The 16,958-nt window shown below is 36.5% G+C and carries 14 protein-coding genes and 1 pseudogene; 13 read left to right on the top strand and 2 right to left on the bottom strand.

Features of this window, described 5'->3' with window-relative positions; translation table 11 throughout:
* Window positions 1–40: 40 nt before the first annotated feature.
* From rfbB to FB6_RS13055, 8 genes are all read left to right on the top strand, one after another.
* Complete coding sequence (gene rfbB, locus FB6_RS13090; protein WP_174560401.1) at window positions 41–1,117, top strand: dTDP-glucose 4,6-dehydratase; 1,077 nt, start codon at window positions 41–43, stop codon at window positions 1,115–1,117.
* Window positions 1,118–1,125: 8 nt separating this feature from the next.
* Window positions 1,126–2,031: a dTDP-4-dehydrorhamnose reductase gene (gene rfbD, locus FB6_RS13085; protein ID WP_174560400.1), complete on the top strand. Its 906-nt coding sequence runs from the start codon at window positions 1,126–1,128 to the stop codon at window positions 2,029–2,031.
* A 1-nt stretch (window position 2,032) separates the two neighbouring features.
* Window positions 2,033–2,932, top strand: coding sequence for a glucose-1-phosphate thymidylyltransferase RfbA (rfbA, locus tag FB6_RS13080; RefSeq protein ID WP_174560399.1), 900 nt, complete (start codon window positions 2,033–2,035; stop codon window positions 2,930–2,932).
* Between the two features lie 57 nt (window positions 2,933–2,989).
* Window positions 2,990–3,553: a dTDP-4-dehydrorhamnose 3,5-epimerase gene (rfbC, locus tag FB6_RS13075; RefSeq protein WP_174560398.1), complete on the top strand. Its 564-nt coding sequence runs from the start codon at window positions 2,990–2,992 to the stop codon at window positions 3,551–3,553.
* Between the two features lie 33 nt (window positions 3,554–3,586).
* On the top strand, window positions 3,587–4,546 hold the full coding sequence (locus FB6_RS13070; RefSeq protein WP_174560397.1) for a glycosyltransferase family 2 protein: 960 nt from the start codon (window positions 3,587–3,589) through the stop codon (window positions 4,544–4,546).
* A gap of 179 nt (window positions 4,547–4,725) precedes the next feature.
* Complete coding sequence (locus FB6_RS13065) at window positions 4,726–5,763, top strand: hypothetical protein (RefSeq protein WP_217427345.1); 1,038 nt, start codon at window positions 4,726–4,728, stop codon at window positions 5,761–5,763.
* Entirely contained in the window at window positions 5,757–6,662 is a 906-nt protein-coding gene (locus FB6_RS13060; RefSeq protein WP_174560395.1) for a glycosyltransferase family 2 protein, read from the top strand. The genes FB6_RS13065 and FB6_RS13060 overlap by 7 nt, the downstream gene beginning before the upstream one ends.
* Window positions 6,663–6,680: 18 nt before the next feature.
* A complete protein-coding gene (locus FB6_RS13055; protein ID WP_174560394.1) occupies window positions 6,681–7,784 on the top strand; it encodes a DUF1972 domain-containing protein in 1,104 nt (367 codons plus the stop codon).
* 147 nt (window positions 7,785–7,931) lie between these two features.
* Here FB6_RS13055 and FB6_RS13050 read toward each other — a convergent pair whose 3' ends face one another.
* Together FB6_RS13050 and FB6_RS13045 are read right to left on the bottom strand one after the other, a co-directional pair.
* Complete coding sequence (locus FB6_RS13050; protein WP_174560452.1) at window positions 7,932–9,359, bottom strand: mannose-1-phosphate guanylyltransferase/mannose-6-phosphate isomerase; 1,428 nt, start codon at window positions 9,357–9,359, stop codon at window positions 7,932–7,934.
* Window positions 9,360–9,375: 16 nt separating this feature from the next.
* A pseudogene (locus FB6_RS13045) lies at window positions 9,376–10,141 on the bottom strand (IS5-like element ISAba31 family transposase).
* A 393-nt stretch (window positions 10,142–10,534) separates the two neighbouring features.
* On the opposite strand from FB6_RS13045, the gene FB6_RS13040 reads away from it, so the two are divergent.
* The 5 genes from FB6_RS13040 (at window position 10,535) to galE (ending at window position 16,819) form a co-directional block, all read left to right on the top strand.
* The gene (locus FB6_RS13040) at window positions 10,535–11,899 is read left to right on the top strand and encodes an undecaprenyl-phosphate glucose phosphotransferase (RefSeq protein ID WP_174560393.1); all 1,365 of its coding nucleotides are present in this window, start codon (window positions 10,535–10,537) and stop codon (window positions 11,897–11,899) included.
* 96 nt (window positions 11,900–11,995) lie between these two features.
* On the top strand, window positions 11,996–12,871 hold the full coding sequence (gene galU / locus FB6_RS13035; RefSeq protein ID WP_174560392.1) for a UTP--glucose-1-phosphate uridylyltransferase GalU: 876 nt from the start codon (window positions 11,996–11,998) through the stop codon (window positions 12,869–12,871).
* A gap of 15 nt (window positions 12,872–12,886) precedes the next feature.
* Window positions 12,887–14,137, top strand: a complete 1,251-nt coding sequence (locus FB6_RS13030; RefSeq protein WP_174560391.1) for a nucleotide sugar dehydrogenase — start codon at window positions 12,887–12,889, stop codon at window positions 14,135–14,137.
* Between the two features lie 44 nt (window positions 14,138–14,181).
* Window positions 14,182–15,798, top strand: coding sequence for a glucose-6-phosphate isomerase (gene pgi, locus FB6_RS13025; RefSeq protein ID WP_254592246.1), 1,617 nt, complete (start codon window positions 14,182–14,184; stop codon window positions 15,796–15,798).
* Window position 15,799: 1 nt separating this feature from the next.
* Window positions 15,800–16,819, top strand: coding sequence for a UDP-glucose 4-epimerase GalE (gene galE, locus FB6_RS13020; protein WP_174560389.1), 1,020 nt, complete (start codon window positions 15,800–15,802; stop codon window positions 16,817–16,819).
* The last annotated feature ends 139 nt before the right edge of the window (window positions 16,820–16,958 follow it).

The following is a 16,958-nucleotide window of genomic DNA, read 5'->3' as shown; positions in this document are numbered from 1 at the left end:
TATAAATCTTGTTTAATAAACTATATACTTCGAGTTGAAAATGAAGCTATTAATTACTGGTGGTGCGGGTTTTATTGGTTCTGCTGTAGTACGCCATATTATTCAAAATACAGATAATCACGTATTAAATTTAGATAAATTAACTTATGCAGGTAATTTAGAGTCTTTAGCAGCAATAGAAGATAGTGAACGCTATACATTTTCACAAACAGATATTTGTGATCGTGCTGCAGTAGATCAATTGCTGCAAAAATTCCAACCTGATGCGGTAATGCATCTAGCTGCCGAGTCACATGTAGATCGTTCAATCTCAGGCCCAGCAGATTTTATTGAAACGAATATTATTGGTACTTACCAGCTTTTAGAAGCAACTCGGCAATATTGGAACACCTTGTCTGAAGGTAAAAAGCAAGCATTCCGTTTTCATCATATTTCAACTGATGAAGTGTATGGTGACCTAGAGGGAACAGAGGATTTATTCCTTGAAACAACCCCTTATGCACCAAGTTCGCCTTATTCAGCAAGTAAAGCCAGTTCAGATCATTTAGTGCGTGCTTGGTATCGTACATATGGTTTACCGGTGGTTATAACCAACTGTTCGAATAACTATGGTCCTTATCATTTTCCTGAAAAATTAATTCCACTGATTATCCAGAATGCTTTAGTGGGTAAAGCTTTACCTGTATATGGTAATGGTCATCAAATTCGTGATTGGTTATTTGTTGAAGATCATGCACGAGCTTTATATAAAGTTGTTACTGAAGCAACTGTTGGTGAAACTTACAATATTGGTGGACATAATGAGCAAAAAAATATTGATGTCGTGAAAACGATTTGTGCACTGTTAGAGGAATTGGCACCGAATAAACCTGAAGGTGTTGAGCACTATCAAGACCTGATTACCTATGTGACTGATCGTCCAGGACATGATTTACGTTATGCCATTGATGCCAGTAAAATTCAAAAAGATTTAGGTTGGGTGCCTCAAGAGAGTTTTGCTACGGGTTTACGTAAAACAGTTGAATGGTATTTGAGTAACCAAAAATGGGTTGCACGTATTCAAAGTGGTGAATATCAAAATTGGATCAAACAGCAATATCAAACTGAAAAGGCTTGATAGACGTAATGAAAATTTTGATCTTAGGAAAAAACGGGCAGGTTGGCTGGGAATTACAGCGTGCTTTACAGCCTTTGGGTGAAGTTACTGCTCTGGATCGTTCAAATAACGAACAATGGCTTTGTGGTGATATTTCAAATTTTGATGCAATTCAGCATGTATTAAATGAAATCAGGCCCGATGTTGTGGTAAATGCTACAGCTTATACTGCAGTAGATAAGGCTGAATCTGATAGAGAACAAGCAGATTTAATTAATCATCAAGCAGTTGCTCATTTGGCAGGCTTATGTCATCAGCAAGATGTGTTATTCATTCATTACTCGACTGATTATGTTTTTGATGGCACGGGTACAACATCTTGGGTCGAAGAGGCACCTATACAACCAGTGAATTATTATGGTCAGACCAAGCGTGATGGTGAAATTGCCTTAGAGATGAGCCAAGTACGTTTTATAAATTTTCGAACCTGTTGGGTCTATGCCACACATGGTCATAACTTTATTAAAACCATGTTAAAGCTGGCACAAAGTAAGGAAGAGCTAAGTATTATCCATGACCAAGTGGGTGTGCCTACTGGAGCTGCTCTAATTGCAGACGTAACTGCGCAAGCAATACGTTACTATTTTTTACAAAGTGTAGAGCAACAGCAGCAGTTACATGGTCATTATCATTTAGCGCCATCTGGTGAAACCACATGGTATGACTATGCAAATTATATTTTTGAACAAGCGCGTAAAAGTGGCATGACTTTGGCTGTACAAAAGTTAAATCCAATTGAAACGACAGTTTATCCAACACCAGCACAACGCCCTTTAAATTCACGACTAAATACACAAAAGTTACAACAGACATTTAAGCTTCATCTACCGCATTGGCAGCAGGGTGTGGCTCAAGTTATTGATGAGATTTTATAACATGACAACTTCAACAAAACGTAAAGGTATTATTTTAGCCGGTGGGTCGGGGACACGTTTATACCCGATTACAATGGGCACATCCAAACAACTGTTGCCAATTTATGATAAGCCAATGATTTATTATCCTTTATCTGTATTAATGTTGGCTGGTATTCGTGAGATTTTAATTATTTCTACCCCTGAAGATTTACCAAACTTTGAAAAGTTATTAGGCACAGGTGAAGAGCTTGGTATTCAGTTGTCATATAAAGTTCAGCCATCACCGGATGGTTTGGCTCAAGCTTTTATCTTGGGTGAAGAGTTTATTGGCGAAGATAATGTTTGTCTGATTCTGGGCGATAATATTTTTTATGGCCAGCATTTTAGTGAACAGCTAAAGCGTGCCACTCATCAAGCTTCAGGTGCAACCGTGTTTGGCTATTATGTGAATGATCCTGAACGTTTTGGCGTAGTCGATTTTGATGCAAACGGTAAAGCTTTAAGTATTGAAGAAAAACCCGCTCAACCAAAATCGAATTATGCGGTAACAGGTTTATATTTCTATGACAATGAAGTTGTAGAAATAGCCAAAAATATTAAGCCTTCACATCGTGGTGAGTTGGAAATTACTGATGTGAATAATATTTATCTGGAAAAAAATGCATTAAATGTTGAAGTATTGGGACGTGGATTTGCGTGGTTGGACACAGGTACACATGACTCGTTACTCGAGGCAAGTCAATTTGTGCAAACCATTGAAAACCGCCAAGGGCTAAAAGTTGCAAGTCTGGAAGAAATTTCATTTAACAATGGTTGGATTAATGCTGACCAACTAAAAGCTCGTGGAGAGTTCTTTAAGAAGACCGGTTATGGGCAATACTTATTAAAACTTCATCAAGAACATAGCTGCAAAGCATAACCATTTATAAAGAGCCTTTTTATAAGGCTCTTATATCATTTAAGCAGGTCATAAAAAATGAATGTAATTGAAACCAAAATTAAAGATTTACTAATTTTTGAACCACGTGTTTTTGGGGATGATCGTGGCTGGTTTATGGAGAGTTTTAACCAGCAAGTATTTGAAAAAGCATTATCTAATCGTGGTTTGGAAGTACCAAATTTTGTTCAAGATAATCATTCCTTTTCTAAAAAAGGTGTATTACGCGGTTTACATTATCAATTAAATCCACATGCACAAGGCAAGTTAGTGCGTGTCGTGCAAGGTAATGCATGGGATGTTGCTGTTGATATTCGTAAAGGTTCAGAGACCTTTGGGCAATGGGTGGGTGTAGAACTCAGTGGGGAAAATCATAAGCAATTCTGGATTCCAGCAGGTTTTGCTCATGGGTTTATTGCACTTGAAGATAATACGCAGTTCTTATACAAGACCACAGATTGCTATTCTAAAGAATGTGAACGTTCAATTTTGTGGAATGATCCTGAGATTGGTGTTGAATGGCCGATTGAATCAAAATTAGATTTATTGCTTACAGAAAAAGATGCAATTGCAAACTTGTTAAAAGACGCAGATCTTTTTTAATAATATTTATTCAAAGAATTTAGGATTGATTGAATGAGTTTAGTAAAAACTACAGAATCATTAGATTTAACGGTAGTTATCCCCTTCTATAATCGCTCAAATTATGCCAAACGATTATTGGATTCTGTGATTCAGCAGTCCTTAACTCCTAAATTTATTTTCTTTGTTGACAATGGCTCCAAAATTGAAGAATTAGAACGACTACATGAAATTATTAATTCTGTAGATCATAAAGACATCAATATTCAGTGCTTAAAAACCGAGAAGTTTGGGAATGCTAATTATGCTCGTAACTTAGGCCTGGAACAGGCAAATACGCAATATGTGGCATTTTTGGATTCCGATGATTGGTGGGAGCCTTGTCATCTTGAAAATTCTTTAAAGATTTTAAATAAAAGTAGTAAGGCTGGTATTTATGGTGGTGCTATTATTCATTATGGGAATTCGAAAGTGGTAAATTCTTCCGGTGACATAGCTTTAGTTGATACTCCATACCATATTCTTTTTTCAAATGCAGGCTGGTCTGCTCAAACATCAAGTTATATTGTTAATAAAAATAAATTAAAAAACTTGAAATGGGATGAAAGTTTAAAAAGACATCAAGATTATGATTTCTTTTTGGCATTGCAATATTTAACAGAAGGCTGGGTTTTTAATCCTATTCCAACAAGTCATTTGGAAAGAGATGATGCAGTTTCAGGAAGAAATTTTGATATAAAATCAATGATTGGTTTTTTAGAGAAATGGAAACAAAAATTTCCTGAAACTTGCTTAAAAAAATATTTAGTTGATCAAATGGATTTATGCATTATTGCTAATATTGATAAAAAATATTATGAATATTATGAAAATATTTATTTGAATTTAGTCGATAGTGATTATGTTTTTCATGTGGAGTATATATACAGAAATCTAAGACAAAAAATAATATTTTTTTTAAAAAAACATGGTTTATTTTCTTTGTTTAAAATAATTTTGAGAAAGCATAAATGAGAAGTGTAGCTACAATTAGAATTAGTACTCTAAGATGGTTGTTGCCTATCATATTTTTGTATGTTTTGGCAGGAAGTCTTCAATACATTGGAATTTTATCTGCAACTTTGTGTAATTTCATAGTATTATTTCTTTTTTTACATGTATTTCAGTTTTATTCCAGTTGGAAAGCTCTCAGATTGGAATGGCCACTATTATTTTTTATAATATTGATTTTTCTGCTACATGATTATTATGGCTCTCCTTTATCATATACTTTGACATATTTTTATTACTTAATGTGTACTGTAATTGTAGCGGTAAGTGGTCGATTATATGCAGAAAGATTTTTTAAAAATTATTCTAATAAAACTAGCGAAATTTTTTTTAAAATATCAAAATGGTTTTTATTTTTGCAAGTAGTTATGACGATAATACAATCTACATTTACGCAAAGCTATATTGACTTTTCTAGAGCATCTATCGGGTATGAGGATGCTATATTTGGTACATTATTTTTGCAATCAGATGCAGCTCTTGCAACAGTATGTGAGCTAATGATATTAGCAGTTTATATATTGCCTTCAAACTTTAGAGATAAATTTATTATTACTATAATGGGTATTATTGTAATATTTTTAGGAAATTCAAAAGCTGCACAATTTGTGGTTTTAGGATTGTTAGCTATTATTTGGCTTAATTTCTTCTTTCAGAAGACTAGATTATATAAATATGGTTTTGGTTTCTTAATTGGTATTTTGGTGATATTTTTGGGACTTGTATCATATACTAGCTTGTCTAGTTATATTTTTGATTTTATTCAACAAGCCCAATATGATTATGATAGAAAAGATGAATGGGTTACGGCCCCTCGTTTTGCGCCTATAGGTGAGATATTTCAATCAGGTATCAGTTGGTTAGGTCAAGGACCTTTAACTTATTATAACCCTATTGATAAAACTTGGTTATATAACTCTGGTTTTAGTACTATTTATGTACTTTATTTTGATTATGGTTTATTAGGTTTTATTTTATATTTTTCTTATCAATCATTTTTGATAATGAAAATTGGATTAAATTTTGTCATTAAGTTATTTATGTTTATTGTCCTATTGACTTATACAAATTTCAATTTCGCATTAACAGATATTAGTTTTATATTTATTTTTAATTTTGTTTTATTCTTAATTTATAAGATAAAAACATCTACGAATGTAAAAGGAAAGATTGTATGTTGACGTCATCTAATATTGATTTAGATAGAAGAAATAAAAATGAAAGTTCTATTTTAGATATATCTGTTGTTGCAGCTAATTATAATAATGCCCCATTCCTTGAGGATTTTTTTGAGGCTTGGAAGAATAGTTCAACATTACCTATGGAACTTATTTTTATTGATGATGGTTCCAAAGATAATTCATTAGAAATTGCTTATAAGTACGAGAAAGAAATTCCGACTCTAATTATCTTACCTTTGGGGCAAAATCAAGGTTTTGGAAATGCCTTAAATGCTGGAATTAAAAAAGCTTCTTGTAAATATATTTTGCGTATAGACCCAGATGATATTGTTTTGCCTGAACGCTTAGTAAAACAATATGAAATTTTAGAGAGTGGAAAAGCAGATGTTGTTGGTTCTGATGCAATAATTTTTCAGTCGAAGACAGGTAAAGATATTGGTTTAACAAATTTTCCTCAAGATCATGAAACGATCAGTAAAGTTGTTCACAGGGGTGAGCATGGTGTATTACACCCTACAGTGATGGCAAAAACTGAGCTATTTAAAAATAATCCATATATTCAAGCAAATGTCCCAGCAGAGGATTATGATATTTTCGCTCGTATGCTGAATTCGGGAGCAAAATTTTACAACATTAAAGAACCTTTATTACGCTACCGTATTCATCAAAGAAGTGCATCTAATGTATTACCTTTTAGTACAATTGAAAAAACGTACCGCATTCGGGATGAAATATTTTCAACCAAAACAAATAAAGCTTTTGTGATTTGGTATTTTCTTCATATTAAATGTTATAGAAAATACTTATTCTCTGATAATAAATTTAAAGGTTTATTTTATTTAGGTTTGGCATCTTTTCTACGTCCTGATAAAGTATTAAAGAAATTATTATCCTTGTAAATTTTTGAAGATAAATTAATGAAATTACGTATTTTAGGTATTCGTGGTGTACCAGCAGCACATGGTGGTTTTGAAACATTCGCCGAATATTTATGTTTATATTTGGTCGAAAAAGGCTGGAAACCTGTAGTTTATTGTCAGGAAGATGGTGATGGAGAAATGTGGACTGATGAATGGGAAGGTGTAGAGCGTATACATATTCCCGTAAAACAGTCTGGTCCATTAGGGACTATTATTTTTGACTGGAAAACTAATCTACACGCAGCCAAGTCGCAAGAGCCGTGTTTAATTTTAGGATATAACACAGCAATCTTTACAGTGTTATTACGTCTAAAAGGTATTATCTCTATTATTAATATGGATGGTATTGAATGGTCTCGTGCGAAATGGGGGCCAATTGCTAAATTATGGTTCTGGTTCAATGATTGGGCTGGATGCTGGTTAGGAAACCATTTGGTTGCAGACCATCCTGAAATAAAAAATCATTTATCAACCCGTGCAAATCCTAAAAAGATTACCATGATTCCATATGGTGCGGAGGACGTGGTCGATATTTCACCGGAGCCACTCGCGAAGTGGTCATTGGAACCGAATCGATATTTAACTGTTATCGCTCGCCCAGAGCCTGAAAACTCTTTGCTAGAAATTGTTGAAGGTTTTTCGAAAGAACAAAGGGGAATTAAATTAGTAGTTCTTGGTAATTATGATTCAACAAATCCTTTTCATAAAAAAGTGTTAGATGCGGCAAGTAATGAAGTGCTTTTTGTAGGTGCTATTTATGATAAGTCAATTGTACAGGCGTTGCGTTACTATAGTTTAGCTTATGTTCATGGACATCAAGTTGGGGGAACAAATCCATCATTGGTCGAGGCTTTAGGTGCAGGAAATGCAATTATTGCTCATGATAACCGGTTTAATAAATGGGTTGCTGGTCAGGGTGCTGTGTATTTCTCAGATGCCACAACATTCTCGGCAGAATTAGATATGCTATTGCATGATTCTACTAAGTTAGAAACAATGAAAAATGAAGCGAAAGCCCGTTTTCTAAAAGATTTTACATGGATTAATGTTTTGAAACAGTACGAAGACTTAATTATTCAGCAAGGTGGATATATTAAATAAGAGAGTAGCGTAGAATTTTTTTAATCTTGTTTTAGGTACCTAAAATGAATTAGCTTGTTTTCTATTAATAGGCAGAATTAGAATAAATAAAGCAGGGTTAAATCAGCTTTATTTATTCTAATATTTTAAAATTACATAATAAAGTTATTAGGCTCGGCCATACAAATCTTCAAATCGTACAATATCATCCTCACCTAAGTAAGAACCAGATTGTACTTCTATGAGCTCTAAAGGCACTTTGCCTGGGTTTTCCAAGGCATGAATTTCACCCAGTGGAATATAGACTGACTCATTTTCAGTGAGTAAAAATGACTCTTTGCCCTTATGGATTTTTGCGGTCCCGCTGACCACAATCCAGTGTTCAGCGCGATGATGATGCATCTGCAAAGACAATTTTTGACCTGGATTGACCACAATGCATTTCACTAGATAACGATCACCGCTGTCAATTGAGTCATAGCTGCCCCAAGGACGATACACTTTTCGATGCTGTTCTACTTCTGAGCGTTGGGTACTTTTGAGCTTTTCAACAACTTTCTTAATATCTTGAACTTTATTTTTGTTGGCAACTAAAACAGCATCTGAAGTTTCAATGACAATGACATCATCTAAACCAAGTACGCTAACTAAGCGATGTTGAGCATGTACAAGGGTATTGTTAGAACTTTCAATAATGGTATCACCACGAAGAACATTACCATTACTGTCTTTATCACTCACTTCCCAAACACTTTTCCATGCACCCACATCGCTCCAGTTTGCATTCAATGGTACAACCACAACTTTGTCCGTTTTTTCCATCACGGCATAGTCAATCGAATCTTCAGGTGATTGCTCAAAATGGTTTTTGTCCAGACGAACGAAATCCAGGTCATTTTTACTATGCTCAACAGAAGCTCTGGCATTTTTAGCAATCGCTGGATTGTATTTTTCAAGTTCCTGTAAATATACAGATGCCTTAAACATGAACATGCCACTGTTCCAAAGGTAAGAACCCTCGGCAACATATTTTTGGGCAGTGTCTAAATCGGGTTTTTCTACAAATTTTTCAACTATATAAGGTTGAGTTGTCGCAGCAGTCTGAATCGTTTCAGCGGCTTTAATATAGCCATAACCTGTTTCCGGTGCAGTAGGAACTACACCAAAAGTGACCAGTTGACCAGCTTCTGCAGCAGCCAATCCAATTGCAATGGATTTGTTAAACTCCTCTTGTTGCTGGATCACATGATCGGCAGCGAGGATAAGTAAAACAGGGTCTTCCCCATAAGAAAGTGCCAATTCAGCCGCAGCTGCAATCGCGGGCGCTGTATTTTTAGCTATTGGTTCTAATAAAATTTTTGCATTGACATTTTGTTGCCGAAGTTGCTCTGCAACAATAAAACGATGTGATTCAGTGGTGACAATAATCGGGTTTTGGAAATTGATTAATGATTGATTTAAATTAGAAATACGTTCAAGTGTTTGTTGGAATAATGTTTTTTCCCCAGTAATAGGTAAAAATTGTTTTGGATAACTCGAACGGGAAAGAGGCCAAAGACGAGTACCGGAACCACCAGATAAAATTACAGGTATCATTAGGATCTGTTGACACTTACTGTTCATAATTAACCCTATAAAGGTAGCCATAAAAATATACAGGCTAAAGCAACAGAACTTTGATAATTTCTTTTGAGCTTGTCATATCGAGTAGCTATTCCTCTAAATTGCTTTAATCTACAAAACATATTTTCAACTAAATGCCTGATTTTATATAAATACCAGTCCATATGGTCATTGTTCGATTGGCTATTCGTTTTCTTTGGTATATTCGCTTTAGTCCCTGTTTTCCTGATCTGTTCACGCAGTGGTTCTGAATCATAGCCTTTATCTGCGCATACCACTTTTGTCTCTTTTAAATCTAATGTTGATATTAAATCAGGTGCAACTTTAACATCATGTGTGGTTCCATCGGTAATCATGAAATCAATAGGATTGCCATGTGCATCAACAATCAAATGTATTTTTGAGGAGTTTCCTCCTACACTTTTAGAAATAGATTGATTCGCTATGCCGGCAGAATGTTGATGAGCACGTACATGAGAGCCATCAATAAAAATCCACTCCATATCGGGGCATGAGGCTAGTAATTTGAATAATCTAAGTAACTTACCGCTGCTTGACCAACGATTAAAACGTTTGAAAATAGAGTTTGAATGACCAAAACAAGAAGGAATATCTCGCCACGGACAGCCTGTTCTAATTCTATAGAGAATAGCTTCAATAAAATTGCGTAAATTTGAGTTGTGGTGAATGGATAAATTACGCAGAATAACTTTCAACTTTTGCCAGTGTTGATCTGTCAGCATGGTACGAGGCATAGCGAATAGTAAAATTGGGTTTGGCGATTTGATTTTACTACTTCGCTATTTTTTTAAGCTAAAAGTGTCAACACACCCTATTAATCTCTGAGTTTTTGTAGGTCTAATCCTATAACCACTATAAATTTATTTCAAATATTCAAGTAAAAAAATATAAATTAAAATTATGATTTTTTTGTATTTAGAAACATATATTTAATAATGTATATGCATAATCATTATTTTTAATTAAGAAAAAAGATCAATATCATGTAATAATTCAGTAAAATACAATATCATAGTTAGAACTATTGAGTGATAACACTCAAATAGAGCTAGCGATATATTTTTAATTCATTGCCCGACCCTTTGGACAATACTTTATACATAATAAATTTACTTTATAGGTCTAAGATGGCATCAAGATTAAACGCGTCTTACGTCTCAATTTTACAACGATTTTGTGATGTAATTGCTATTTATGGCGCATTGTATGTTGTTTTTAATTTAAATTCGCTTGAAATTACCCATAAGGCAATGCTTATATTTTTAAGCATGGTCAGTTTTTTTCAATTGATAGGCGGTTTAACAGACTTTTATAGATCATGGCGTGGTGTAAGTCTTTTTAACGAATTGATTGCATGTGCCAAAAATATTTTTCTAAGTTCTTTACTGTTATTACCTTTAGTCTGGTTTTATTCTGATATTGATATTGCACTTCTCATGCAATATTTTTGTGCTGTATTATTTTTAATGGGGGCTATGAGAATAGCGATCAGACTGGTTTATGCGCTGTTCTTTAAAATATTTAAAAAATCTAGAAATGTAGTCATTCTTGGGGATTCAGATAAAGCACTTAAACTCTTTCAGGATTTAAAAAAATCTGAGTGGATTGGATTTAATCCTTTAGGTATTTACTCCTTTAAACAGGATTTTGATACAGCTGAATTTAATGGAACTATAGAAGATGCCGTTACATTAATTCAATCTCAAGATATCAATCAGGTTTATCTGGTGACCAATCAAAACAATATAGAACAAGTAGATAGCTTACTAAAAATTTTGTCGGACACGACATGCTCAACTGTGATTATTCCTGAATTATTTAGTTATGACTTCTTATATTCACGTGTTGAAGATATTAATGGTACACCGATTATCCCTATTATCGATACGCGGATTAAAGGGATTAATATTTTCTTAAAACGGGTAGAAGATATTTGTGTGGCATCTGCAATTTTAATTCTGATCTCTCCAATTTTATTATGCATTGCAATTGCGATTAAGCTGACATCTAAAGGCCCTGTTTTCTTTAAACAAATCCGTTATGGCTTAAATGGTAAGCCGATACTGGTTTATAAGTTCAGAAGCATGTCAGTTATGGAAAATGGCGCTGAAGTAAAACAGGCGGTCAAGAATGATCCAAGGGTAACGCCAGTGGGTAGTTTTCTGAGAAAAACCTCACTAGATGAACTTCCTCAGTTTATTAATGTCATTATTGGCAATATGTCGGTTGTAGGGCCGCGTCCACATGCTGCAGCACATAATGAAGAGTATAGAAAACTGATTACCGGCTATATGCTGCGCCATAAAGTAAAACCTGGTATTACAGGATTGGCTCAAATACGCGGTTGGCGTGGTGAAACAGATACTTTGGATAAAATGGAAAAACGGGTGGAATGTGATTTGGAATACATCCGTACATGGAGTCTACTACTAGATCTTAAAATTATATTTTTAACAATATTTAAAGGTTTTATTAATAAAGCTGCATATTGATATCAACTAAAATTCTACGGTTTAGTTGATTTATTAAAATCTGGCTTTAGGCTGTAATGAAGATAATGGTAAATTTAAACTTAGAAGCGTGATGAGATGATCAAAAAAGCAATTCTTCCGGTCGCAGGTTTGGGTACTCGTTTTTTACCTGCAAGTAAATCTATTCCTAAAGAAATGGTCACGGTCATCGACCGTCCTGCAATTGAATATGTGGTACGCGAGGCGGTAGCTGCAGGGATCGAACAGATTATTTTGGTGACTCATTCCTCTAAGGCATCTATTGAAAATTATTTTGATCGTAACTTTGAGCTTGAAACGACATTAGAAAACAAAAAGAAATTTGATCTCTTAAAAGAAATTACAGAAATCCTTCCTCCCCATGTCAGTATTATTAGTGTGCGTCAGCCACAACCCTTAGGTTTGGGGCATGCTGTATTGTGTGCTAAAGACGTCATTGGTGATGATGATTTTGCGGTTTTGCTGCCAGACGTATTGGTAAAAGACAATTCTGCAATGAATGACTTAAGCTTAATGATTCAGAGATTTGATCAGTCATCAGCATCACAGATTATGGTTGAAGCTGTGCCAGAGCATCTGGTCGATCAATATGGCATTGTCGATGTGGCAGCTTCGCCTGCAGAAGGTGAAAGCATTGTGATGCAGGGTATTGTCGAAAAGCCTAGCGTTGCAACAGCACCATCGAACCTTTCAGTGGTAGGGCGTTATGTACTGCCTGCCAAAATTATGCAGCTTTTGGAACAGACACCTAAAGGTGCGGGTAATGAAATTCAGTTAACTGATGCAATTGCTCAGCTGCAACAAACCGATAGCGTAGAAGCCTATCGTATGAAAGGCCAAACTTTCGATTGTGGTAGTAAACTGGGTTATCTTAAAGCCGTTCTACACTATGGTGTAAGCCATCCGGTATTGGGTGCAGACTTTAAAGAGATGATCCGAGAGCTAGCACTATAAGCGAAGAGAACCCGCATGAAAATCGCAATATTTGGAACCACACTTTATGCTGCAGTCATGGCAGCATTACTTTCAGAATATGGGCATGAGGTCTATATCTGTCATGAGTCTAATCATACAGCTGTTTTTGACATTAAAGAACAGGATGTATTGGATGCACTAGACAAGCAGCTTAAAAGTGGCTTTCTCAAGTATTGCGATTTTGAACATCTCAGTTTGGAGATGGATGTTTATATCTTTAGTTTTAATGTTGTACAAGAACCTTTAGCACGAGATGTTCTGCATAAGTTGAAACAACGGACCATTATTCATCCTAAACTGATGATTAACGCATCTACCTTTGGCTTAAACGGGACACAAATTTTTAAAGATTTCCTTCCTCAAGATGACTGGGTCTATTTTCCAGATACCATTCAGGAGGGACATGCATTAGGAAGTCTGAGTCGTGCGAGTCGTCTTATTATTGGCTGTGAAAGTACCCGGGTGCAGCAGCAGATACAGGAAATGCTGAGACCCTTATTCCCGCGTTCACAACAATATCTCTTTATGCCGGTGCGGGATGCTGAATTCACCAAACTCAGTATTTCCGGCATGCTGGCAACGCGCATCAGTTATATGAATGACCTGGCTGTGGTTGCAGAAAAAATTGGCGTTGATATTGCTTATGTACGTGAAGGTATGGCTGCCGATACGCGCATTGGCGGTTCTTATCTTTATCCGGGTGCCGGTTTTGGCGGAGAAAATTTTTCTCAAGATATTTTGACCTTAACCAATGCAGTGTCAAATACAGGGGTTAAAAGTCAGCTTTTGGCTCAGGTTTGGGATATTAACGAACAGCAAAAAGAATTTCTATTTCGGAAACTGTGGAATTATTTCCATGGCAATTTGGCAGGTAAAACGGTTGCTATTTGGGGTGCTGCGTTTAAAGAAAACAGTTCAAGTACACATTATTCGCCTATTCATACCATGCTTGAAGCATTATGGGCGCAGGGTGTGACGGTAAAACTGCATGATCCGCAGGCATTAGAAGAAATAGAAGAAATATATGGGCAACGGGATGATTTGATCCTGTGTTCAGATCAGTATCAAGCGGTTGATCAGGCACATGCATTATGTCTGTTAACAGCATGGAAACAATATAGATCGCTTGATTACGCACAACTAAAACAACGTATGCAGCATCCACTAATTTTGGATGGACGCAATATTTATGATCCTGAGTATGTAAAAGCACAGGGTTTTGCTTATATGGGGGTAGGTCGATAATGATGAATTTACATCTTTTTCCCAAAAAAGATTTAACATCAACCATGTCACACTTAACAGATTTAAGTGCAAGCATTGGGCAAAAGCATCTGAATGATTTTTTTGCAGAAAATGAGCAACGTTTTGAACATTTTTCAGTTCAGTTTGATGATCTTATTTTTGATTATAGTAAGCATCGTGTCGACCAGTCGGTGATGAGCGGTCTTTTAGACCTAGCCAAAGCACGTGACTTGGCGACCTGGATCAAGCGTTTATTTTCAGAAGAAGAAATTAACTATACCGAGCAGCGTGCTGCGATGCATTGGGCCTTACGCTTACCCCCAAAAGATGAAATTCATCCTAAACTGGCTGATCAGGTGCATGAGCAGCTGGAGCGTATGTATGCCTTGGTGGAAAAAATTCATGCAGGACAGTATCGGGGCGCTACCGGTGAAGTGATTCAGGATGTGGTCAATATTGGCGTAGGCGGCTCAGATCTGGGACCAATGATGGTCAGTCATGCTCTATCTGATTTTAAAGTGAAAACCGCTAAACCATTGAAGGTGCATTTTGTATCGACAATGGACGGAAGCCAGCTTTCGGATATTTTGCATCAGCTGCGCCCTGAAACGACGCTGTTTATTATCTCTTCTAAATCCTTCGGCACGATTGATACCTTATATAATGCGCAAACCGCACGTCAGTGGTTAGAAAAGCAATTGGGGCAATCAGAAACTGTAAATTGTCATCATTTTGTTGGGGTTTCGACCAAGCCTGAAAAAATGACCGAGTGGGGAATCTGTCCGGACAAGCAATTCCGGCTTTGGGACTGGGTGGGTGGTCGCTATTCACTCTGGTCCTGTATTGGCTTACCCATCGCATTGAATATTGGTGTAGAGGGTTTTAAAAAGCTATTAGCGGGTGCTTATGCGGTCGATGAGCATTTTAAAAATGCAGCATTCCATCAAAATATCCCTGTATTGATGGCTGTGCTAGGTTTATGGAATTTAAATTATCTTGATATCCAGACCCATGCGGTGCTGCCTTATGATGGTCGATTGAAGTATTTTTCTGCTTATTTGCAACAGTTAGAAATGGAATCGAATGGTAAGTCGATACAACGTACGGGCAAAAAAGTGGAAACCAATACCTGTCCAATTGTATGGGGTGAAGTTGGACCGAATGCGCAGCATGCCTTTTATCAATTGCTGCATCAGGGTACGCATGCTGTGAGTTGTGACTTTATTGCACCGGTACAGCGTTATACTTCGAATCAATTTACCTATGTTGAAAGTGCAGATGCCTTAATTGATCAGCATCATTTGGCATTGTCGAACTGTTTGGCGCAGTCACGTCTTTTGGCATTTGGTAATCAGGCACTGGATACCGAAGAAGTTAAAACCTTGCAAGAATACAAGCAGTATGAAGGCAATCAGCCAAGTACCACCATTTTAGTGAAAGAATTAAATCCATATACACTCGGTATGTTGGTCGCATTGTATGAACATAAAGTTTTTGTTCAATCGGTGTTATGGAACATCAATGCCTTTGACCAATGGGGTGTTGAAAAGGGTAAAGAAATAGCCAATCAGGTTTTGCCAATTTTAAATGGAACTGCCAAAGAGTATTCAGACTTTGACAGTTCAACACGTGGTCTTTTAGATATTTTGCTTGGGAAATAATATGGCAAACATTTTGGTGACAGGCGGAGCCGGCTATATCGGCTCGCATACCTGTGTAGAACTATTAAATGCAGGACATCAAGTGGTAGTTCTCGATAACCTATGTAACAGCTCAGAAATATCATTGCAACGTGTACAAGAACTGACAGGAAAAAGCTTAACTTTTGTAGAAGGGGATATCCGTGATGCACAAGTTCTGGATCAGCTCTTTCAGCAATATTCAATTGATGCAGTCATTCATTTTGCTGGTTTGAAAGCGGTCGGTGAAAGTCAGAAAATTCCTCTGACTTATTTTGATCATAATATTGCCGGTTCAATCAGTTTGGTCAAAGCCATGGAGCGGGCAGAAGTCTTTAATCTGGTGTTTAGCTCTTCAGCAACAGTATATGATGAAGCGAATGTCTCTCCACTGAATGAAGAGATGCCAACAGGCATGCCAAGCAATAATTATGGTTATACCAAGCTGATTGTTGAACAATTATTGCAAAAACTGTCAAATGCAGATCAGCGTTGGTCCATTGCCTTGCTGCGTTATTTCAACCCGGTCGGGGCGCATAAAAGTGGTCGAATGGGTGAAGACCCGCAAGGGATTCCCAATAATCTCATGCCTTACGTGACGCAAGTGGCGGTCGGTCGTCGTGAAAAACTTTCCATTTTTGGTCATGATTATGACACGGTGGATGGCACCGGTGTACGTGACTATATTCATGTGGTCGATTTAGCCAATGCACACCTGTGTGCCTTGAATAATCGCTTAAATGCAACAGGTTGTCGCGTCTGGAATATTGGTACCGGACAGGGTTCATCTGTGCTGCAAGTGAAAAATGGTTTTGAAAAAGTTAGTGGAGTCGCTATTCCGTTTGAATTTTCACCACGACGTGAGGGAGATGTAGCAACGACTTTTGCTGATAATGCGCGTGCTGTGGCTGAACTTGGCTGGAAGCCTCAATATACGTTGGAAGATATGCTGGCAGATAGCTGGAACTGGCAGAAACAGAATCCTAATGGTTATAGATCTTAAATTTTAAGACACTTAGATTCTCAAATGAAGTGCAACAGAGATTAAATTATTGGAAGGAAGCAAGATGAGCTAGCATTTTGCTTCCGACCGACCAAAGTCAAAGTTGCATCATGAACTATACTCATCTCACTCTAGAAGA

This window comes from Acinetobacter bouvetii (assembly GCF_902753875.1).
Lineage (GTDB): Bacteria > Pseudomonadota > Gammaproteobacteria > Pseudomonadales > Moraxellaceae > Acinetobacter > Acinetobacter bouvetii_A.
The sequence above is the reverse complement of the archived record's forward strand: the minus strand, read 5'-3'. Positions and strand labels throughout refer to the sequence as shown.